General features: G+C 44.7%; 16 protein-coding genes. 5 read left to right on the plus strand and 11 right to left on the minus strand.

Annotation, left to right across the window (positions count from 1 at the left end; translation table 11 throughout):
* Positions 1 to 21 precede the first annotated feature (21 nt).
* Together B9G53_RS10960 and B9G53_RS10965 are read left to right on the plus strand one after the other, a co-directional pair.
* Positions 22 to 786 (plus strand): RNA methyltransferase, encoded by a 765-nt coding sequence (locus B9G53_RS10960; protein WP_094532093.1) that lies wholly within the window; start codon positions 22 to 24, stop codon positions 784 to 786.
* Positions 787 to 855: 69 nt separating this feature from the next.
* Entirely contained in the window at positions 856 to 2,445 is a 1,590-nt protein-coding gene (locus B9G53_RS10965; protein WP_094532095.1) for a serine hydrolase, read from the plus strand.
* Positions 2,446 to 2,521: 76 nt separating this feature from the next.
* Here B9G53_RS10965 and B9G53_RS10970 read toward each other — a convergent pair whose 3' ends face one another.
* Positions 2,522 to 3,082 carry a thioredoxin domain-containing protein gene (locus B9G53_RS10970; RefSeq protein ID WP_094532097.1) on the minus strand — a complete coding sequence of 187 codons (561 nt, stop codon included), beginning with the start codon at positions 3,080 to 3,082 and terminating at the stop codon, positions 2,522 to 2,524.
* 139 nt (positions 3,083 to 3,221) lie between these two features.
* On the opposite strand from B9G53_RS10970, the gene B9G53_RS10975 reads away from it, so the two are divergent.
* The gene (locus B9G53_RS10975; protein WP_094532099.1) at positions 3,222 to 4,697 is read left to right on the plus strand and encodes an MFS transporter; all 1,476 of its coding nucleotides are present in this window, start codon (positions 3,222 to 3,224) and stop codon (positions 4,695 to 4,697) included.
* A 69-nt stretch (positions 4,698 to 4,766) separates the two neighbouring features.
* On the opposite strand, the gene infB is transcribed toward B9G53_RS10975, so the two are convergent.
* Complete coding sequence (infB, locus tag B9G53_RS10980; protein ID WP_094532101.1) at positions 4,767 to 8,195, minus strand: translation initiation factor IF-2; 3,429 nt, start codon at positions 8,193 to 8,195, stop codon at positions 4,767 to 4,769.
* Positions 8,196 to 8,727: 532 nt separating this feature from the next.
* Here infB and lepA point away from each other — a divergent pair.
* Positions 8,728 to 10,539 carry a translation elongation factor 4 gene (lepA, locus tag B9G53_RS10985; protein WP_094532103.1) on the plus strand — a complete coding sequence of 604 codons (1,812 nt, stop codon included), beginning with the start codon at positions 8,728 to 8,730 and terminating at the stop codon, positions 10,537 to 10,539.
* 35 nt (positions 10,540 to 10,574) lie between these two features.
* Here the strand turns inward: lepA and purM are convergent, their stop codons facing one another.
* From purM to B9G53_RS11005, 4 genes are all read right to left on the minus strand, one after another.
* Entirely contained in the window at positions 10,575 to 11,606 is a 1,032-nt protein-coding gene (purM, locus tag B9G53_RS10990) for a phosphoribosylformylglycinamidine cyclo-ligase (RefSeq protein ID WP_094532105.1), read from the minus strand.
* A 66-nt stretch (positions 11,607 to 11,672) separates the two neighbouring features.
* A complete protein-coding gene (proC, locus tag B9G53_RS10995; protein WP_094532107.1) occupies positions 11,673 to 12,470 on the minus strand; it encodes a pyrroline-5-carboxylate reductase in 798 nt (265 codons plus the stop codon).
* 22 nt (positions 12,471 to 12,492) lie between these two features.
* Positions 12,493 to 13,077: a cell division protein SepF gene (locus B9G53_RS11000; protein WP_094532109.1), complete on the minus strand. Its 585-nt coding sequence runs from the start codon at positions 13,075 to 13,077 to the stop codon at positions 12,493 to 12,495.
* 813 nt (positions 13,078 to 13,890) lie between these two features.
* Complete coding sequence (locus tag B9G53_RS11005; protein ID WP_094532111.1) at positions 13,891 to 14,571, minus strand: YggS family pyridoxal phosphate-dependent enzyme; 681 nt, start codon at positions 14,569 to 14,571, stop codon at positions 13,891 to 13,893.
* A 197-nt stretch (positions 14,572 to 14,768) separates the two neighbouring features.
* Here B9G53_RS11005 and B9G53_RS11010 point away from each other — a divergent pair, with 197 nt between their 5' ends.
* On the plus strand, positions 14,769 to 17,945 hold the full coding sequence (locus B9G53_RS11010; RefSeq protein WP_217901558.1) for an adenylate/guanylate cyclase domain-containing protein: 3,177 nt from the start codon (positions 14,769 to 14,771) through the stop codon (positions 17,943 to 17,945).
* Positions 17,946 to 17,976: 31 nt separating this feature from the next.
* Here the strand turns inward: B9G53_RS11010 and dnaK are convergent, their stop codons facing one another.
* The 5 genes from dnaK to B9G53_RS11035 all read right to left on the minus strand — a co-directional run bounded on the left by dnaK (position 17,977) and on the right by B9G53_RS11035 (position 22,615).
* Entirely contained in the window at positions 17,977 to 19,947 is a 1,971-nt protein-coding gene (gene dnaK / locus B9G53_RS11015; RefSeq protein ID WP_094532115.1) for a molecular chaperone DnaK, read from the minus strand.
* A gap of 150 nt (positions 19,948 to 20,097) precedes the next feature.
* Complete coding sequence (locus B9G53_RS11020; RefSeq protein WP_254923628.1) at positions 20,098 to 20,559, minus strand: CAAD domain-containing protein; 462 nt, start codon at positions 20,557 to 20,559, stop codon at positions 20,098 to 20,100.
* Positions 20,560 to 20,798: 239 nt separating this feature from the next.
* Positions 20,799 to 21,116, minus strand: a complete 318-nt coding sequence (locus tag B9G53_RS11025) for an STAS domain-containing protein (protein ID WP_094532117.1) — start codon at positions 21,114 to 21,116, stop codon at positions 20,799 to 20,801.
* Positions 21,117 to 21,577: 461 nt separating this feature from the next.
* Positions 21,578 to 22,150 carry a DNA-3-methyladenine glycosylase gene (locus B9G53_RS11030; protein WP_094532119.1) on the minus strand — a complete coding sequence of 191 codons (573 nt, stop codon included), beginning with the start codon at positions 22,148 to 22,150 and terminating at the stop codon, positions 21,578 to 21,580.
* A gap of 39 nt (positions 22,151 to 22,189) precedes the next feature.
* Positions 22,190 to 22,615 carry a molybdenum cofactor biosynthesis protein MoaE gene (locus B9G53_RS11035; RefSeq protein ID WP_094532121.1) on the minus strand — a complete coding sequence of 142 codons (426 nt, stop codon included), beginning with the start codon at positions 22,613 to 22,615 and terminating at the stop codon, positions 22,190 to 22,192.
* Positions 22,616 to 22,618: the final 3 nt, after the last annotated feature.

The raw sequence follows: 22,618 nt of genomic DNA on the forward strand, positions 1-22,618 counted from the left end.
AAATTGCTTTACGATCGCTATATGCCAAATACCACATCAAATATAAGAATTGTGTTAGTCGAGACAGCGGGGGCGCGAAACCTTGGCTCAGTGGCAAGGGTAATGAAAAATTTTGGACTGGCGGAATTGTGGTTGGTCAATCCGCAATGCGATCGCCTTGGCGAAGAAGCTCGACACATGGCAGTTCATGCCCCAGAAATTTTAGAAAATGCAAGGATTGTTGATACTGTGCCAGCCGCCTTAGTTGGCTGCCATCGGGCGATCGCTACCGCAGGTCGCATTGACCAGGGTGAAATGAAAGTGACTGATCCCCAAAAAGGTTTGAGTTGGTTGATGCAGGCTAAAACCAGTGCGATCGTCTTTGGTGCAGAGGATCGAGGCTTGAGCAATACTGAGATTCAACATTGTCAGCAAGTGATGCGTATCCCCGTCAACCCTGAATATCCTTCGCTCAATTTGGCTCAGGCGGTGGGCGTTTGTTGCTATCAATTGCAACTGTTGCAGGAAAATCCCCAATGTCACGAAAATTTGACTAGCCAAATTGCTCAAGATTTGATAGAGTCAGCACCCATAGACCTTGCTACCCGCGCAGACTTAGAAGCTTGCTACCAGCAACTTGAAGCAGTACTGCTCAAGATCGGCTATGTTTATCCACATACCGCCGCTCATCGATTGCGAAAGTTTCGGCATATCTTCGATCGCGCAAATCTGAGTCCATCGGAAGTTGCCATGCTGCGGGGGATTTTGCGCCAAGTTAATTGGGCTACGGCTCATCTTGATTCATAACTACTCGCGTTGTACGCGAGTAGTTAATCGGTTAGTAGAGACATTTTTGTATCGGAGTTATAAATAGCAGTGGAACCAAGAAACTTTTCATCGCCTGACGCTACCGAAAAAAGTCGAGAAGCGCGTTTAAATAAGTTGCGCGAACGTCGCGCCAAGGCTGTGACAAGCAATAGTGACTCTGTTCTCCGCCCGATTAGTTCTGAAGCTCCACCTCGTCTGGGACGATCGCCTGAATCAAATCGATCCCCAGAGCCGATCATAGACAATCGATTTAGTAATCGTTCGGATCGCCGTTCTGAAGGACGGATATTGGAGAATAAAGTTAAGCCATTACCCAACCGCCAAGGTTTTGTGGAAGCTCGTACTGAGCAACGCTCTGATAATAAATCTCCTGAGCTAAGACCACGCAAAAAAGTCAATGGGATCAATCGGACAATTCCCATCAAGTCACCTATTAAGTCTTTGGGGTGGCATGTACTACGTTTAGCGATCGCAGGTATTGGGCTGAGTGTGATTGCTGGGACTGCCATCTCTTTCTGGCAAAATCAGCAATCTATTGCTGCAAAAACTAATGCGACAGAATTGGTTGCGAAGGAAGAGGCTAATAAATCTCCAGATATTGCTCCCCTTGAACTCAAAACTGAAGCAGCTCCTTTGCTAAGCAAGGTCAAGGAATTGACGGCTAAAGAAAAAGATCTCGCCATGCAAATGATGGTGGTTGATCTTGACTCTGGGGCTTATGTCCAAGTTGGGGCAAATCAGCCGATCGCTGCGGCTAGTACGATTAAAACGCCGATTTTAGTTGCCTTTTTTCAGGATGTGGATGCAGGCAAAATTAAGCTTGACGAACAGCTAGAGATGACCGCCGATGTTAAGGTGGGTGAAGCGGGTGATTTTCAGTTCTTACCAACGGGTACAAAAATCACGGCTCTAGAAACCGCAACCCAAATGATTGTGATTAGTGATAACACGGCCACTAATATGATCATTAAGCGTCTCGGTGGTTTTACAGCACTGAATCAGCGCTTTAAATCTTGGGGGCTAAATAATATAGTCATCAAGAATCAACTGCCTGATCTTGAAGGTACAAATACAATTAGTACTCAAGATATGGTGACGTTATTAGCCATGCTCGATAAAGGCAAATTGATTGAGCCACGTAGTCGCGATCGCTTTATGGATATCATGCGCCGCCCCGTGACTAACACACTCTTGCCCAAGGGGCTTGGTGAAGAGGCAAGAATTATTCATAAAACAGGAGATATTGGTTCGGCAGTTGGTGATGCGGGGATTGTGGATATGCCCAATGGTAAACGCTATGCGATCGCGGTAATGGTCAAGCGTCCTGATAATGATCAACGCGCCAATGAGTTAATCCGCCAAATCTCGCGAACGACTTACGAATATTTTCTCAATGGTGGTAGTTTACCTGCTAGCAATAACAATTCTAGCCCCACCAATTCAAGCTCCCCAGATTCTCAAGAGTCCAATGATTCGATAAATTCCACAACTCCCAACAATGGTGGTAACGGGACTAGCATTATTGAAAACATTACTTTGCCCTTGCCAAATGCGACTCCGAATGTGTCTCCATCAACAAGCCCAAACTCATCACCTAGTTTCATCAATCCACCCGAAGTAACTCGCCAAACCCCATAAACAAAAAAGCCATGCTTTGCGTGGCTTTTTTGTTTATGGGGGTTTGTTTCAAGCTCGCAAAGCGCCCTCATAAAAATTACGAGTGATCCCTTGGTTGGGAGATGTCGGCGGCTTTTGGCTCAGAGATCGGTGATGTGCGATCGCTACTAATGCTGTTATGGGGTAAAGGCTGGTCAGTGATCGCCGCCTCGATATTTGTCGCCATAATTTCGCGAGGGATCACACCTGTAGCATCACCGATCGCCTGATTAGTACGATCTAAAAAAATAAACCGAGGAATCCCATCAACCCGATATTTAGTTACCTCTGGCAACCACTTAGTATTGTCTACATTTAGCATCACAAAATTCATGCGATCGCTATATTCCTTTTCCAGTGATAAATTATCCGCCGCCATCGACTGACAACTAGTACACCAATCCGCATAAAACTCAATCGTAGTTGGTTTCCCATTAGCTAAAGCTTCATCAATGGGCAGCGCCGCTGCCGCGACTGCATCCAGCGATGTGCTGCTTTGTTGTGTCTGAAATCCGAAAAATAAGGCTGTTGTCAAGAGGATGGCAGCGATCGCCACTAATAAATTTCGCAACTGATTAGATGCAGCAGGTGTAGGACTAGTTGGATTTTCTGAATTCATGACAATAACTTACGAAAATAACTATTCCCATTATGCCGAGCAAGGTTTGCCCTATGCTAAAGAAATTCTAAATGAGTTATGAGAGGCTTATCTACGGGTAAGCCTCTCATAATTTAAAACTGAAATTACGCAATCAACCATGAGTAATTCCGAAAGTTCCTTTGATGCATCCCAATATGACCTCACCCAAGCTAAATTAACTTTTAGTGAAAAATTAGCCTATGGGGCAGGCGATCTTGGCACTTCGATCACCACAAATTTGCTCTCATTTTTTCTATTATTCTTTTTTACTAATGTCGCAGGACTCGAACCTGCCCTTGCAGGGGTGGTTTTATTAATTGGCAAAATCTTTGATGCCATCAATGACCCGATTGTCGGTGTACTTAGCGATCGCACCAAATCCAAAATGGGAAGGCGACTACCTTGGATGATCTATGCGGCGATTCCTTTTGGACTGTCATTTTTCGCGCAATGGCTAGTACCTAGCACCGATAAGATGATTCTTTTCTGGTATTACGTGATTGTGGGCATAGTGTTTAATCTCTTTTTCACAGCCGTTAATCTTCCCTATACTGCGCTCACGCCTGAAATTACTCAAGATTATAACGAACGTACTAGCCTTAACACCTTCCGTTTTACCTTCTCCATCGGTGGCAGTATCCTCTCGTTATTTATCGCCCAATTAATTTTTGCCTTCTTTAAAGATCCTGCGCGACAGACTGATAGCTGTAATACAGGTGGGATGCAATATATTGTGCTGGGTGCAGTCTGTGCCATTATTTCTAGCATCTCGATTTATTGGTGTGTCTGGGGAATTAAAAGAAGAGCGATCGCCAGCGATCGGCATCGACTTCATAATGAATCCATTGATGCGACTACAGAGGAGATGAGCTTTTTTGAGCAGTTAAAAGTTGTCTTTAGCAATCGTCCATTTCTGTTCGTGATTGGCATCTATTTCTGCTCATGGCTAGCCTTACAAATCACTGCCTCGATCATTCCCTATTTTGTGGTGAATTGGATGAAGATGCAGGAAAGTGATTTTATTCTTGTGACGATCGCTGTTCAAGGTACGGCGCTAGTCATGCTATCGGTATGGAGTGAGATCAGTAAAAGATTTGGTAAAAAAGCAGCTTACTTCATGGGTTCAGGTATTTGGATTATTGCCCAAGCAGGATTATTTTTCTTGCAAGAAGGACAAGTGGTGCTGCTCTATATACTAGCGATTATGGCAGGTGCTGGTGTTTCCACCGCTTATCTGATTCCTTGGTCAATGATTCCTGATGTCACGGATCTTGATGAGCTAGAGACAGGACAACGCCGTGAAGGAATTTTCTATGCCTTCATGGTGCTATTACAAAAGTTTGGGCTAGCGGCTGGTTTGTTTTTACTTGGTCTAGGTTTGTCATGGGCTAAATTTCAAGAGAGTGTGCCTTGCAAGCCCTTACCAACTCAACCTGATTCAGCCCTATTTGCAATTCGCTTAGCGATCGGTCCTTTGCCGACGATCGCCCTTGTGATTGGTTTAGGTTTGGCATATTTTTATCCGATTACTCGTGAGGTGCATACAGAGATTTTGATGCGCCTATCGGAAAGAAGAAGAGAACAAAGCGAATAATACAAAAAATGGCTTAGCCATTTTTTTGTATTATTCGCTTAAAAAAGCGTCCCTAGGGACGCTTTTTTATTAAGAAGTAGCTAGCGTGCGACGCTTGGTGACCATGCGGAAGGCTTCGATGGTGTCGCCCTCTTTCCATGTCGAGAACTTCGCAAGAGAAATACCGCACTCAAATCCAGAGGCGACCTCCTTCGCATCATCCTTAACCCGTCGCAGCGAGTCAAGTACGGCTGAATGCACAACCTCATTGCCACGTTTGACACGGACATTACAGTTTCGGATCAGCTTGCCATTCTGGACATAGCAACCAGCCACAGCCCCCTTACCAATCGTAAAGATGGCGCGGACTTCAGCTTGACCGAGGTATTCTTCAACCATTTCAGGATCGAGTAAACCTTCCATCGCATCTTGGATATCTTCCAAGAGCTTGTAAATGACGTTGTAATCGCGGAAGTCAACACCCATTTCATCAGCAGCCTGTCTTGCGCCAGGAGCCATTGTGGTATTGAAACCAAGTACAACCGCCGAACTAGCAGCCGCTAAACTGATATCGTTTTCGGTGATTTCACCAGGAGCCGAGAGGAGGATGCGGAGTTGGACTTCGCGTTGAGGTAGTTGAGCCAAGGAACCAAGAATTGCTTCGAGGGAGCCTTGTACGTCGGCCTTGAGAATAATATTGAGTTCCTTGAGGTCGCCTTCTTTGACTTTTTCTGACAAAGTACCAAGGGTGACACGACGTGAAGCCATGGCTTGTACCAAGCGGGCTTGACGTTGATCCATGGTGCGTTGATCGGCGATCGCACGGGCTTGTTTTTCATCAAGGTAGACTTCAAACTCATCACCCGCCGCAGGGACATCGCCTAAACCAAGGACTTCCACCGCGAAGGATGGCGAAGCCTTATCGACACGTACACCGCGATCGTCCACCATCGCCCGTACCTTACCGAAAGCTGCACCCGCCACGAAGATATCACCAACGCGCAATGTACCGTTTTGAACTAGCAATGTTGCTACGGGTCCCTTCGCCTTATCGAGGTGAGCTTCGATGACCGTACCCTTAGCCGTACGGTTAGGGTTAGCCTGTAAATCTTCAACTTCAGCAACCAGTAAGATCATTTCTAGCAAGGTATCAAGGTTCTCGCGACGGATTGCACTTACAGGAACCATGATTGTGTCGCCACCCCATTCTTCAGCAACGAGAGCATATTCGGTTAACTCTTGGCGAATGCGATCGGGCTGAGCTTCAACCTTGTCTACCTTGTTAATGGCAACCACGATTGGTACTTTAGCTGCACGGGCATGGCTAATTGCTTCAATGGTTTGAGGTTGTACACCATCATCGGCGGCAACAACTAATACAGCAATGTCAGTGACCTTCGTACCACGGGCACGCATGGCAGTAAAGGCTTCGTGACCAGGAGTGTCGAGGAAGACGATCTGCTGCTTCTGACCGTTATGCTCAACATCGACGTGATATGCACCGATATGTTGAGTAATACCACCTGCTTCTCCTTGGGCGACTTTACTCTTACGAATTGCATCGAGCAAAGTCGTTTTACCGTGGTCAACGTGTCCCATGATCGTAACTACAGGAGGACGACGTTGGAGTTTATCAAGGTCGCCGACATCGATCATTTCGGTCTTGAGCGCTAACTCGACGACTTCAGGATCGTGAACTTCATAGCCCAATTCCGCCGCCACCATTTTGGCAGTACCGACATCAAGGGTTTGGTTGATATTCGCCATGATCCCCTTCATAAACAGGGTGCGAATCACTTCTGTCTCGGAAAGTACTAAGCGCTTGGCTAGTACGGCGACGGTCATACCCTCCTCAATTTCTACTGAGGTAGGCTTTTCAGGAATAACTTCGACTTGTTGGTGACGGCGATCGCGACTTGGTGCAGATCTTTTACCCTTTTGCGTTGGTTTAATGTCAGCCGCCATAGTTGGCTTCGATGGCACTGCTACAGCCTTAGGACGAGCCGCAGGACGAGCTAGTGACAAACTGATCTGGGCTAGCTCAGCCGCAGCTTCAAGATCGGCGGCATCATCGTCATCATCCGCAAAATCACGCAGATAGCGCTTGGGCTTATTCAGGCGATTCTTTTCTTTAAGCTCTAATAAATCCTTTTCTTCTTCTTCCTTAGATTTACCCTTACGCTTGTTAGCCTTATTTGGTAAGGTTGGTTTTTCCAAAAGCTCAGGCAATGCAGGGTTAAATCCACCCGCAGCTTCAGGTTTTTTGCCAGTCTTGTCAGCAATTACGGGCTTCTCAGGCGCACGCATTAAGGTGGGCATCGGAGGACGCAAGTTGTGTGGTGGCTCTGTCGGAGCAGTGATCCCCCGTTCAATAAGTACCGAGTCCTTGACCAATTTTGGCCCACGACCTTGAGGTCTACCGTTAGCAGGAGCCACAGGTTGCTCAGCAGGTTTGTTCAGTTTTGGCTTTTCAGGCTTGTTTACCTTAACTGTTTCTGAATTGGTTTCTTGGGTGAACTGCTCGGATCGGTCTTGCTCAGACTTACTCTGATTAGCTTTTGCCGAAATCCTTGACTCATCTGAAGGTCTGGCGGCTGGAGGTTTAGGGGCAATAACTGCTTTAGGTGCAACAGATGCAGGAGGCTTGGGACGTTCTGGTGCTACAGGCTTATTCAATTTGACTTGAGGTGGTGACACACTTACTAAAGCTTGTTTTGCTCCAACAGGGCGCTCAGCTTTTTCTGCTTGTGGTCGCTCAGCCTTTGGATTTTCTTTACGGGGTTGTTCTTTGGGTGCTTGTTTGGATGGACTGACTCTTGCTGCGATCGCTGGCTCCTCAACTGAGATTTTGGCAGGAATCGATGCAGCAGGCTTTTCTGGTGATTTGGGGGCAGTTGGCGGCGCAATTAATTCTGTCTTTGATTCTGATGGCGATGCTGGCTGAGAGTCTTTGATCGCTTGGGGATTTACTGGTGAGGTCAATTCAGTTTCTGAGGTCAATTCAATTTTGGGCGCAGGTGTAGTTTCGGACTGTTCGCCTTCTGAGACAGAAGGACGACTAGGAGGCTTAACTAATGAAGAAGCAGAGGGCATGGGCAAGGGAGGGTTAATAACAGCAGTTTTAGCAGGAGATTCTGAGCTAGGCTCAGCGATCGCATTAGATGAGTTGAGAGGCGGATGCAAAGGAGGTGTAGCTCCTACATTACCAGAGGCAGGCGGAGTATTGAGCCGAATTGTGGGCTTGGTAACAGCAAGAATTTGTTGCTTGGCAATACGAGCATCGGATTCTTTGGTCTTTGCCACAGCAATTGCTTTCTTTTCAGAAGTTTTGGGATCGTTCGTTTTGGGATAATGTTGAGGGGCTTTGATGCGTACCAATTCCGCCTCTGATTCTGTAATTGTACTACTATGACTTTTGACAACTATATTTAATTTCTCACACACCGCGATGACATCTTTGGTGTCGAGATCTAACTCTCGAGAGAGTTCATATAGTCGAACTCGATTGCTTATACTCATTGCTTACTCTGCCCTGCGTAACTGTTGTACACGATGAAATTGAATTTACATAGAAGTTGCTTCCTGTCTTTTGCTAGGTTGAATTACATTGGCTGAATTACATTGACCATAGTTAATCTTAGAAGCGCCTAGCTATTCCTGCTGAACAGGCTAGCGAGTATGTTTCAATTTTTAGATGAAACTACTATAGCTATTATTACTCATACAATCTAGTAATATGAGAAGTCGGCTAATTTGGCTCACAAACCTTGGCAAAATCTCACTCAGTTTACTAGCTCTTGTACATTACCCCTAAACACAATTTTTGAGAAGAGATTTTTTGTGTATATGGTGCTTTGGGTGAATATATAGGCGCAGGTTTGGGGAAAACCCTGTTTTGTGTAGCTTTGCCTAAAATATCAAAGGACTAAGTAAGTTTGTAACCCCTTAAACTAATGAACTTAACTGCATGAGAGTGCATTAGCATTGTTACAGTTATTTACACTACTTTAATTTAAAGTAGGATCGGACAGTCTCGCCGCATTGTGATTTTATGACCAACGTACCCGTCTCTCGTATTCGCAACTTTTCAATCATTGCCCATATTGATCATGGTAAGTCAACGCTTGCCGATCGCTTGCTGCAATTTACAGGCACGGTGGCGGATCGGGATATGAAGGCGCAATTTCTCGACAATATGGATCTAGAACGAGAGCGGGGGATCACCATTAAGCTGCAAGCAGCGCGGATGAATTATCAGGCTCTTAATGGTGATGAGTATACGATTAACTTGATCGATACCCCTGGACATGTGGACTTTTCCTATGAGGTATCGCGCAGTTTGGCAGCTTGTGAAGGAGCTTTGCTAGTAGTTGATGCGTCGCAGGGTGTGGAGGCTCAGACTCTGGCTAATGTTTATTTGGCTTTAGCTAACGATTTAGAAATTGTGCCTGTATTAAATAAGATCGATTTACCAGGAGCCGATCCCGATCGCATTGCCCATGAAATTGAGGAATTAATTGGCTTAGACTGCGCGGACGCAATTCATGCCTCGGCAAAGCAGGGGATTGGGATTCGCGAGATCCTTGAGGCGATCGTTTTAAGAGTACCGCCACCGAAGGATACGGTCGATCAGCCTTTACGTGCTTTGATTTTTGATAGTTATTACGATGCCTATCGGGGGGTAATTGTTTACTTTCGGGTGATGGATGGCACGGTCAAAAAAGGCGATCGTGTCAAATTTATGGCTTCAGGTCAGGAATATGTGATTGACGAGCTTGGTGTACTCGCTCCAGGGCAAATTCAAGTTGAGGAATTACATGCAGGGGAAGTGGGCTATCTGGCGGCGGCGATCAAGATGGTTGCCCATGCACGGGTGGGTGACACGATTACTTCGGCGATCGACTCAGCACCAGAACCTTTCCCAGGATACGAAGAAGCCAAGCCGATGGTTTTCTGTGGCATGTTTCCCACTGATGCCGATCAGTTTGAGGAATTGCGTGAAGCTTTAACGAAACTCAAGCTCAACGATGCATCTTTAAACTATGAGCCAGAGACCTCGAACGCGATGGGCTTCGGTTTTCGATGCGGATTTTTGGGGATGCTGCATATGGAAATTGTGCAGGAGCGTCTGGAACGTGAATACAATCTCGATTTGATCGTGACTGCGCCATCGGTAATTTATCGGGTGACGACTAATAACGATGAGATCTTAATGATTGATAATCCGAGTGAGTTACCGCCACCCAATTCAAGGAAACAGATCGAGGAGCCATATGTGAAGTTGGAGATCATGACTCCGCAAATTTACATTGGTACATTGATGGAGTTGTGCGTAGCCAGACGCGGTGTATTTGTCGATACGAAGTACATCACTACGGAACGGGCTACTTTAATTTACGAACTACCATTAGCCGAAATGGTGACCGATTTCTTCGACCAGATGAAGTCACGCACTAAGGGATACGCCAGTATGGAATATCAAATTATTGGTTATCGTCCTAACGATCTGGTGCTAGTGGATATTCTCGTCAACGAAGAACCAGTCGATGCTTTGGCTTGCATTGTTCACCGCGACAAGTCCTATAACGTTGGTCGGGCGCTAGTATCCAAGCTCAGAGAACTAATTCCTAAGCAACAGTTCCAGATTCCGATTCAAGCGGCGATCGGTTCTAAAATTCTTGCCCGTGAGAATATTTCGGCTTTGCGTAAGAATGTGCTGAGTAAGTGCTACGGCGGTGACATTTCTCGGAAGAAGAAACTTTTGGAGAAGCAGAAAAAGGGTAAAAAGCGGATGAAGTCGATTGGTACGGTGGAAGTGCCGCAAGCCGCATTTATGGCGATCTTGCAATTGAACGGTGATTAATAAAAAAGGAGCGCATTGCGCTCCTTTTTTATCTTTTAAGTGAAGATTAGCGATCGCTCGGCAGCGATGACTTCCCCGATGCGATTGGTGACAAAGCCTTGGGATTGGAAATAGGCGATCGCCTCATCGGCTTTAGTTGGATCAACGACCACCGCCATACCAATACCCATATTAAAAGTATTAAACATATCTAGTTCTGGCACTTCTCCTTCAGCTTGTAACCACTGAAATAGAGCAGGAATCTGCCAACTATCACGGAAAATCTGTACAGCTTGACCTTCACCGAGGCAGCGTGGCAAATTTTCGGGTAAGCCGCCGCCTGTGATATGTGCGAGTCCGTGAATACCAAAATTTGCTTTGAGTGCTGCCAAAACTGGCTTGACGTAAATCTGGGTGGGCGTGAGAAATACTTCAGCCAAGGTCAAATCCTGAGTATCGATGGAAATTTCTAACTTATCGTCCCAGTTATAGCCTTTAGTTTCGATGATTTTGCGAACAAGGCTATAGCCATTGCTGTGGATGCCTGAACTCGCCAAACCAATGACCACATCACCAATATTGACCTGCGTTCCATTGAGCATTTCTGACTTTTCGGCGATCGCTACACAAAAACCCGCCGCATCATATTCGCCTACACCATAAAACCCTGGCATTTCCGCCGTTTCGCCACCGAGCAAGGCACAACCTGCCATCTGACAACCATCGGCAATGCCCTTAACTACTTCAGCAAGTTGATCGGGTTCTAGCTTGCCTGTAGCTAAATAATCTAAGAAAAATAAAGGCTCTGCACCAGAGGTCAACACATCATTTACGCACATTGCTACTAAGTCAATGCCGATGGTGTCATGTTTATTGGCTGCTTGAGCAATTTTTAGCTTTGTGCCAACGCCGTCTGTACCTGAAACGAGAACGGGTTGTCGATAACCTGTGGGCAGTTCAAAACATCCACCAAAACCACCTAGATCTCCCAATACACCTAGACGATGGGTTCTCGCAACAGAATCGCGAATTTTTTCCACGAAAGTGCGACCTGCTTCGATGTCTACACCCGCTTGACGATAATCCAAAACCTCTAACTCCCAATCTGCTCAATTAAACTTTTAGTTTCCTGCTTTGCAGGAAGCTAAAAAAACTTATTGCTTGCCTAATTGGTCAGCCCGATGGGTTGCCGCAAGCACGGCTTCTATCATAGCGGAACGCAAGCCCGCTTTTTCTAACTGAGCGATCGCCGCAATGGTTGTGCCCGCAGGACTGGTGACTTGATCTTTCAATTGAGCAGGATGTAACTTCGTTTCAGTTAATAATTGTGCGGTTCCTAAAACCGTTTGCGTGGCTAATTGCATGGCGATCGCTCTTGGCAAGCCTGCTGCTACGCCCCCATCCGCCATTGCCTCAACCATGAGCGCAACGTAAGCGGGTCCAGAACCAGATAAACCTGTGACCGCATTCATCAGTGATTCGGCAACTTCGACAACAGTACCAACTGCCCCAAAAATTTTTCGCACAGCATCTAACTGTGCTGCGGTTACTAAGGCATTTGCCGCGATCGCAGTTACACCTGCACCCACTTGCGCTGGTGTATTGGGCATGGCTCGGATAATTGGTTTAGAGGGAAACATCGCCTCTAGTTTCGCCAAAGTTACACCAGCTAAAATTGACACAATGCAATTAGCAGGCGCATTTGCTAAACCGATCGCAGCCGCATTTAGTGATTGTGGCTTAACGGCAAGAAGCATGATCTCCGCTTCCGCGGCTACCAAATTATTGGGCGTAACTTGCACCCCGTATTTTTTTTCTAACAGAGCGCGACGCTCTGGCATCGGATCGCTGACGCAGACATCGGATGGCAGGTAAAGGTTACTAGCGATCAGGCGAGACAAAATTGCCTCACCCATTACACCGCCACCGATAATACTGAGTTGAGCTTTCAAGGATTCACCAATAACCTAGATATTATTGAGCGAAACGGCTAACGGGTGCTTCGGTTGCCCATGCTGGAGCAGGTGCGGCGGTAGGACGTACCACGCGAGGCTGAGGCATGGGTGCTTCGTTCAATACTGAAGACTGTGATGTGACTTGAACACAGGAAGGTGCAAACAGGAAGATGCTGTCGCCAATACGTTCTTGATGACCATCAAGGGCATAAGTACCACCAGCAACAAAGTCAACTGCGCGCTGAGCTTGATCGGGGTCCATCATCGTCAAGTTAAGCACAACTGATTTGCGTTCACGTAAAGCTTGGATGGCTTGAGGCATTTCTTCAAAAGTGCGAGGTTCCATCACCATGACTTGGGACAGACCATTTGCAGCACCAGGCATACCAATTACATTGCTCATGTTTTCAGAAGTTGCTCTTAAAGCGGTGGGACGTTCACGGGTGCGGCGAGCTTGTGGCTCTTCAGGTTCTGGGGCGATCGCGCCATTATCTTCTTGATAAATGTCTTGGTATTCACGGCTTGAGGCTTCATCGTACTCATATTCGTACTCTTGTGCTTCAGTCAAACCAACAAAATCCTTGAGCTTTGTAAAAATTCCCATCGTAATTAACTCCTATTGTGTGCTCCTCAGTTTTGGCTTAAAACCGCAACATCATACTTCTAGACTAGATGAGGAGTGCGATCTAATAAAGCAGCCTTAAAAATAAGGCAAAGAGTTGCTTTGTCTAGTTGTGTTAAATTGCCTTTACTGTCCAAAACAGTATTGACAAAATATTTACTCGCAGACTGTAACCGATAACAGGCAAAAAAGCTAGATACAGTTATTAACTTTTTTTAATACGACAAAACACGACTTTTATTTGACAAAGCCTTGTAGTACATAGGACTTAACTACTTAAGTAAACTAGTTACCTATGAAGAGAGCTTTTTGATATTTAACAAGTTTTTAATAATTAGGTAAACTTGCTTCCTATCAAGGACTTTGCAAAACAAATTTATTTTAGCTAAGAGCGTCTATGTGAGTCTAAATGATGATAATTGGACAATGTGATATCACCATAAAAACTTAGTTATACATAGTCTTTCTTAAAGCTTTTCGTATTAGTCATCATAAAAGAGAAAAGCCATAACATCAAAATAGCTAGCAATACTCATGGTTAATTTCTGATTTTGGAATATCAGTATTATTATTTGAAATTAAAGTGTTCTAGAATACAAAAATCGCAACAATTTATTGTATTGCCACAAGCAATTTCAAACTGTCGCCATCAGGATTAGCCAAATTCTCAACTTTTACTGAGAAAAACTATTTGGCTTAGAACGCTAAACTTATAACAGGTTTGTGCATGTCTGGCAAGCAGAAAATAAAATTCCATGTCAGTGAGACGATGCAAAGCTCTGTCTCACTGATAAATTACAGAGCAAAAATCTGGCTGCCAATCCGAATGATCGAAGCACCTGCTTTGACGGCGATCGCATAGTCGGCGGACATGCCCATAGATAGTTCTTGGATATTTGCCCAACCGAGCGATCGCATTTTTGCGGCTAATTCAGTAGCACGGCTAAAAACTGCATAGGCTTGAGATTCGTCTAGACCAAGGGGCAGAATTGTCATTAGCCCAACGATATTGAGATTTTGTAATTTTGCTAATGTGGGTAAATCTGCTAATAGTTCTGATTCTGACCAGCCTGACTTGTGAGGGTCTTCGGCTAGCTTGACCTGTAATAACAGCTTCGGTGATTTCCCCAGATCAGATATGAGACGATCGCATTGTTCGGCGAGACTAAGGCGATCAATAGAATGAATCCAATCAAATTGGTTGATTGCTTGTTTGGCTTTGTTACTTTGCAGAGATCCGATCATGTGCCATGTGATATCAGTTAAATCTGCTAGCTCTGTTTGCTTGATTTTTGCTTCTTGTACACGCGATTCGGCAAAGTCACGCACACCAGCATGGTAAGCCGCGCGGATTGCCTCTGTCGTCGTGTATTTGCTGACAGCAACTAGTTTTACCTGTGGCGGAATATTGACCCGAATTTGATTTAGGCGATCGGTGATCTTTTGGGCGATCGCTTCAGAATTAACTTCAGACATAACTTTGATGGTAATAAAAATCCAGATCTAAAACCTCTAGCCTACGCGCAGTGTGGGCTAGAGGTTTTAGGCTTTGTCTACTTACTCATTAGAGCAAACCTCAGGCAATAAATGAGCAAATACGCGCAGACTCGTACTTTTCTATGAGGATCACTTTATTATGGGGATTGTCTAGCACTTTATACGCAGCTTTTTGTATGACTGCTCCTGCCAGTACAGATGCCAAATCTCAACGCGATCGCCAGCTTTCTCTCAAGATATTGCTGATAGTTCCCTTTGTGACTCAAGTGATTGCGGCTGTGGGAATTACGGGATGGTTATCGGTACAGAATGGACGGGAAGCAACTCAAGAACTAGCTCCTCAAATTGGACAGGAAGTAACCAATACGATTGAAGCTCATGTGCGAGGCTACTTTGACGCTCCTTTAGAAATTTTGCAAGCTCACGGGGCTATGGCAAAAGCGGGCTATTTGAATTTTGAGAATTTGAATAGCTTAGATAAATTATTTTGGCAACAGATGCGCCAAGCTCAAAGTTTATATTTTTTCTATGCCGCAAATCCTCAAGGGCAATTTCTCGGCGTGGAGAGGAGAGAAGGTAATGCTTTGGTGTTGCATCGATCTTCTTCGCCGAATTTAGCTGCACCACTGCAAAAAGTAATCTATCGCTTAGATAATGCTGGTAAAGCTCTTAACCAAATTGAAGTAAATATTTACGATCCCCGCGATCGCCCTTGGTATAAAGGAGCAGTTAAGGCTCGTCAAACAGTCTGGAGTCCTATTTATCCATTTGTAGCACGTCCGATTTTAGGAATTACGGCTTCTTTGCCGATTTATAGCGAATCTGGTAACTTGCGCGGAGTCATTGCGATCGACTTAACGCTTTCTCAAATTGGTGACTTTCTGCGCCAATTAAAAATTGCTAAAACAGGACAAGCCTTTATTCTGGAACCATCAGGGGAAATAGTTGCCACATCAACTTCGGAAGCACCCTATATTTCCATAGGTCAAAAACAACAACGTATTCACGCACTTAAAAGCCAAAATCCCCTACTACGCCTAGTCTTTCAAAATCTTCAACAAAAATATTCCAATTCTGCTGATATTCCCAAGCATCAGCAAGTCCAAATGGAATGGGAAGGCGCAACTCAATATATTCAGATTACGAGATTACGCAATGCTCAGGGACTAGACTGGCTAATGATTGTGGCAGTATCTGAAGAAGACTTTCGTGATCGCATTAATATTAATACGCGCAATACGATTGTGCTATGTGCTTTAGCTCTAATCTTTGCGAGCCTGACAGGTTTTTATACATCAAAATGGATTGCCAAACCCGTGGAGAAGCTCATTGATGCTTCACATTTGCTAGCGACACTTTCTGCTTCAGCAGATTTGGCTACTGGTCAGCCCTACCATCCGATTGAAACTGCTAATGTGCGAGAGCTATCGATTCTGGCTGACTCCTTTAATCAAATGGCGCAACAGTTACAGATTTCATTTATGGCGCTTGCTCAAAGTAAAGAGGAATTAGAAATTCGGGTAGAACAGCGTACTGCTGAATTAAAAACTAGCGAAATCAAATATCGCACACTCGTTGAAGCTGCCAATTGCATCATTTTACGCATCAATACTGTCGGCACAATTAAATTCATCAATGAATATGGTTTAACTTTCTTCGGATTTCGGAAAGAAGATGAGATGGTGGGCAGAAATATTAGTGGCACGATTGTCAAAGATAGTGATGATACTACTGTTTCGGACTTAATTAATTGGATGGATAATCGTAATAAGTCTCCTCAGATATCAATGTTTCAAGAAAGTCAAAATATCCGTAATGATGGAGAGCAGGTATGGATATCTTGGGCAAATCGTCCAATTTTAGACGATTCAGGAAAATTGGTGGAAATTCTCTCGATTGGGGTTGATATTACGGAAAGGAAGAGAATTGAGTCTACGCTAGAAGAGTTTGTGAGTTTGCAAAGAGCTACCTTTGAATCGATCGCGGATGGTGTGGTAGCCGTGGATCGAGTTGGGCATATCAATAGCTACAATCAACGCTTTGTGGATATGTTTGGGTTATCGCCAGAGGTTTTATCGATCCCCGATTATGACCTGAGATTAGAGTTTTTATCGGAAAAGATGCTCGATCCTCAAGACTTTATGCAGCGATCGCAGGAGTTTTATCGCCATCCTGAGCGTGAAAGTTATGATTTGTTAGAACTAGTTGATGGCCGAGTTTTGGAACGCTATTCCCGTCCCCAAAGGGTTGGCGATCAGATTATCGGTCGGGTATGGAGTTTTCAGGATATTACGGCTCGTGTGAGAGCCGAGCAAGCTCTCGAAGAACAAAAAACCTATTTGCGATTAATCATTGATAGCATTCCTCAACAAATTTTCTGGAAAGATACAAATCTGGTGTTTAGGGGATGTAATAAAAATTGGGCGATGTATGCTCAACTGGAGACTCCAGAAAGTGTGGTCGGTAAGACTGATTACGATCTAATTGGTAATCCTGAATTGGCAAATATATTTCGGACTCACGATCAGCAAATTATGGAATCGAATATTCCTGAAATGCATGTGATTCAGCGCAAACTCAATCCTGATAAGTCGGGAAAATCCATATGGCTAGACATTAGCAAGTTGCCAATTATTGATGCTGAAGGTAAGACTATTGGGGTTTTGGGGGTGCTTGATGACATTACGGAACGGAAACTTGCTGAAGAAGCACTTCATGCTGAGCAAGAGAAATCAGAAAGACTGCTATTAAACATTCTGCCGAAAGCGATCGCCGATCGCCTCAAGCAAGTTCATGGGGTCATTGCGGATAGTTTTGAGTCTGTCACGGTTCTCTTTGCTGATCTAGTTAGTTTTACGAGAATGTCCTCGGAACTCGCTCCTCAAGATTTGGTCGATCTGCTAAATCTGATTTTTTCTAATTTTGATACGCTCTGCGAAACCTATGGCTTAGAGAAAATTAAAACCATAGGTGATGCCTATATGGTGGCAGGTGGTATTCCTATTCCCACCGAAAAACATGCAGAGGCGATCGCCTGTATGGCTTTAGACATGGTTGATAAAGTGGCGGAACTTCGTGATTTGACTGGTAGACCATTACAAATCCGCGTTGGTATTCATACGGGTGCGGTAATTGCAGGGGTGATCGGTACGCAAAAGTTTATTTACGATCTCTGGGGTGACACGGTGAATGTGGCGAGTCGGATGGAGTCTCACAGCGAAGTTGGCAAAATTCAAGTGACTGCTGCTACCTATGAACTGCTCAAGCATAAGTTTGATTTAGTCGAGCGTGGTGCGATCGAGGTCAAGGGGAAAGGACTCATGCAAACCTATTGGCTTACCTCCAAAAAATAAAAAAGGCGGCGCTTTGCGCCGCCTTTTTTATCTACATCCAATCATCATCGTCATCGTAGGACACTCGCGTATTGGGGCGGCGACGCTCATCTTCGTCCTTGCCACGTTTGTTACGACTGGCAAAACTACCGATACTTTCGAGGATGCCACCGAAGAGATCGTCATCCTCATCATCATAATATTCATCATCTTCGGCATAGAGTTCCGTCGATAGCGCATAGAGAGCTTCCTGTAACTCAGACTGAGCGCGATCAATTAAGGCATCATCTTCCTTGGCGATCGCATCTCTCAGTTTTTTAATTGATCCCTCAATTTGTTTGCGGCGTTCGTAACTGAGTTTATAGCCATAGTTCAGCGCTAATTCCTTCAGTTGACGCTCGGCTCCCACCGCCAAGTTATCGGCACGATTAAGTTTTTCGATACGTTCCCGTTTGGCGCGATCGCGATCGGCAAATTGCTCAGCCTCAGTGACCATGCGCTGTACTTCTTTCTCGTCTAAAGTCGAAGCACCCTTAATCGTGACGCGACGTTCGACACCCGTGCGGCGATCGCTAGCGGTTACTGCTAAAATCCCATCGGTATTCAGGTCAAAAGTGACATCCACCTGAGCCATACCACGCGGCTGAGGATCGAGTCCGCTTAGTTTAAAGCGCCCCAGTGACTTGTTATATTCAGCAAGATCTCGTTCGCCTTGGATCACATGGATTTCTACAGAGGTTTGATTATCTTCGGCAGTCGTAAATAATTCCATTTTGCGACAGGGGATCGTCGTATTTCGGGGAATCAAACGTTTGACTACACCGCCCGAAGTTTCCACACCCAAAGATAAAGGTGTGACATCCAGCAGTAACACATCCTTAATTTCGCCCGACAAAATCGCGGCTTGGATCACTGCGCCGATCGCCACCACTTCATCAGGATTTACACTTTGACTGGGTGGCTTGCCGATCGCTCTTTCCACCATTTCCTGTACCGCAGGAATTCGCGTCGAGCCACCAACTAAAACCACTTCATCGATTTGGCGCGGACTAATTTGGGCATCCTTTAACACGCGATCGAGGGGAATTTGTAAGCGTTCTAATAAATCGGCGCTGAGTCGCTCAAACTGAGATCGCTTTAAACTGGTTTCTAAATGTAAAGGTCCTTCAGTTGTCGCCGTGATAAACGGTAAATTAATTTCGGTTACGCCCACTGTCGAAAGCTCGATTTTGGCTTTTTCGGCGGCTTCGGTCAGACGTTGTAAAGCTTGGCGCTCTTTCCGCAGATCGACACCATCGGATTTTAAAAATTCTTCAGCGAGATAATTGACAATTTGGCGATCGAAATCATCGCCGCCTAACTGCGTATCGCCCGTCGTTGCCTTAACTTCAAATAAACCGTCGCTCACCTCTAGCACCGACACATCAAACGTGCCACCACCAAGGTCAAATACTAAAATTTTCTTGTTGGATTTTTTATCTAATCCATAGGCTAACGAGGCAGCCGTCGGTTCATTTAAAATTCGCTTAACTTCGATCCCCGCAATTCGTCCAGCGTCCTTTGTGGCCTGTCTTTGCGAATCATTAAAATAGGCAGGTACTGTAATTACTGCCCCAGTTACAGGTTCGCCTAGATACCGACTCGCTTCATCCACGAGTTTGCGAATTACCATTGCCGAAATTTCTTCAGGCGCAAAATCTTTCTCAAGTCTAGAACTGCGTAACTTAATATTTCCCTGCTCATCACGACGCACTGTATAGGGAACGCGCTTAGTTTCCGCCGAGAGTTCACTATGCTTACGGCCGATAAAACGCTTGACAGAATAAAAGGTATTGTCAGGATTTAGCACTGCTTGCCGACGTGCCATTTGCCCGACAAGACGTTCGCCATCTTTAGTAAAGCTAACAACGGAGGGAGTGGTGCGGCTACCTTCTGAGTTTGCAATCACTATGGGTTTGCCACCTTCCATAACGGCTACCACAGAGTTTGTCGTACCCAAGTCAATACCTACAATTTTGCCCATGCTTGACGTATATACCTCTTCACTTCCCAAGACTGTTTATTAAACAGCTTAACAATTTTTGATGTTGCTTTACTTTGCTAATATCCTATCTCTAAACACCACGCTTATAGACAAAGGGCTTCTTAAGCCCCTTGTCTTTAGATTAGTTATTTAGCCAAAAACTTTGTTTTTCCAAGCTGTGATCCCATCAATTAGCTCTTTGCGAGTATTGGCAAGTAATAGGTATCGATAAATAAACCATACCGAATAAACAAAGCCAACTAATTCAAAGACGCTAGGCAATACGGGTAATTTATTTAAAAAGCCTAAAAGTTCTGATGTGGCAATCAATACAGGAATAGTAGCAATTATGGCGATCGCTAGAGTGCGATTGGCTTTTTTACCTTCACCAAAGTACTCCTCCCAAAGTTCCTTGACTTGTTTCAAAAGATCAAAGCTCCCTTGGAGTGCATCATCTATGGGTGGGGTAGCATCTGTTATTGCTTCAGATGTAGATGTTACTGGCGTTGTTGCTGTGGGAGATTCGGTAGTTTCTTCTGCGGCGCTAGTAACTTCTGAAGTTTCGGCTAGAGCTTCTGCCATCTCTTCGACAGTGTTTTCTTTAGGTTCCATAATTTGTTTGATCTTATTGATCAGTCAGTAGGATGGGGAAATTTTAACAATATTTGCAACGCTTTGTTAGAGCGATCGCTGTAACGAATTGGCTGCTGTCCTCAAAAAAGAGATGGGGCAAAGAGCATTATCTCTTTTTTGATTTTAAGTTTTAACAAAAATAGCGATCGCCAATATAAAAAACTAAAAGAGACATGGTGCTTAGCAACATGTCTCTTTTAGAAAATTTCAAAGTAGCCTTAAACTTTCTTCAAAGAATGTTCAAACTGGCTGCGATTTTCAAATACATCAAATAAAGTCTTCATTGAGGTTGCTTCTAGCAAAAAGTCGATGTACTCGCTGATTGAGCAGAGTGCAAATCTACAACCGATCGCCTTAGCGCTCCTCAAAGCAAAAATTAAAGCCCCCAAGCCTGAACTATCCATCTGTTTGAGATGTTTTAGGTCAATAAGTAATACATCAGGTTTCCGATCTAACACATGACTAGCTTGCTGACGAAAATAGTTAGTACTAGTGGCGTTAAGATGTCCCGTTGGTTGCATTACTTCAATACGCATTGCTTTTTTCTCCTTTCCCCAGTTTAGAGGCACTAAAAATGTCTAAATTGATTTAATAAATTATTGATTCAAATGTCTGGATAACTCTCTGTCTGGATAATTCGTAGAAAACATTAATTTGGAAAGCTGCTTTTTCTATCTAAACAATTTGTTCATTTAGCCGTTAATTTAGATCAAGCTTTTTAGCTGTGCAACTGTAATTTTTTATCTCGTGCGAACATCCTACTTCCTAAACCCAATATTTATTTACCCAAAAGTTATGAAAAGGTTATTCCTAAAGTTATCAATATACAGATATAGCGCTTTTACAGGGTTGTGAGAGTGCGCCCCTTCGGGGCACACTCTCACAACCCATTTAGGACTGCTATAGATAGAGTCAGCGATCGCCGCCTAAAGCTCTGTCGATAGTTCCACCCAAGAATTAGTGTTGCGGCGCTTTGCGCCGCAACACTAATTCTTATTTAGTTAGCTTTTCGAGATATTGAGGTGCGATCACGTAAATACCAGCGCCAAGGAATATCTACTCCTTGGGTAATTCCGATTCTAGTAGTTTGAAAAATTGGCTCGTTAAAATCTGGTGATCGCGCTTCTAGCCATAGATCTGAATCAGGATGCAGCTTTACCCCATCAAGTTGCCGATCAATTTTCAATAGGCGGCAAAGTTTGCCCGGTCCAGCCCCTGCTCGATGCGCTTTTTCTTTGGGGTTATGCCAACTTGGTAAGCGATCGCATTCGATCGCCCGAATTAATACCGCACTACAAAAATCTTCGCGATCGGTCACAATATTGAAGCAATGATAAATTCCATAAATTAAATAGACATAGGCAGTACAGGGTGCGCCAAAAATAGCAGCATTGCGCTGAGTTTTGCGTCGATAGCCATGACAAGCAGGATCGGTAGCATCATAGGCTTCAGTTTCGACAATAATTCCCCGATATTCAATCTTGTCAATCCTTCTAACTAAAGTACATCCCAATAAATCTGGTGCAACTTCATGGGCAGGACGCTCAAAAAAAGATTTTTCTAGCAGCATCAAAAACTCCAAATAAAAGGACGCAAAGCGTCCTTTTACCTATATGGGACAATTTACCCAACTGCTGACCCCATCTAGCCAAAATTCTTTTTTCCAAATTGGGGCATCTATTTTTAAGGTGTCGATCGCATAGCGACAAGCCTCGAATGCCTCCGCCCGATGTGGCGACCCAACCGCAACTAAAACGCTAATTTCGCCAATTTTGAGTTTGCCAAGTCGATGATGAATGACAACTTCGGTAATATCTGGAAATTTGGCATGGCAGCGATCGCTAATTTCCTGAAAAACTTGTAAAGCCATCGATTCGTAAGCTTGATAGTCCAAATAATCGACTGCTCGCTCCCCAGTCTGATTGCGTACCATCCCGCTCATCATTACCACTGCCCCATTACGCGCATTGTCGGCGATCGCATAGACTGCCGCTACATCCAATACCGCATGAGTTAGTCGAAAGTTTTTACTCATATC

Origin of the sequence: Pseudanabaena sp. SR411, from assembly GCF_002251945.1 — a bacterium.
GTDB lineage: Bacteria > Cyanobacteriota > Cyanobacteriia > Pseudanabaenales > Pseudanabaenaceae > Pseudanabaena.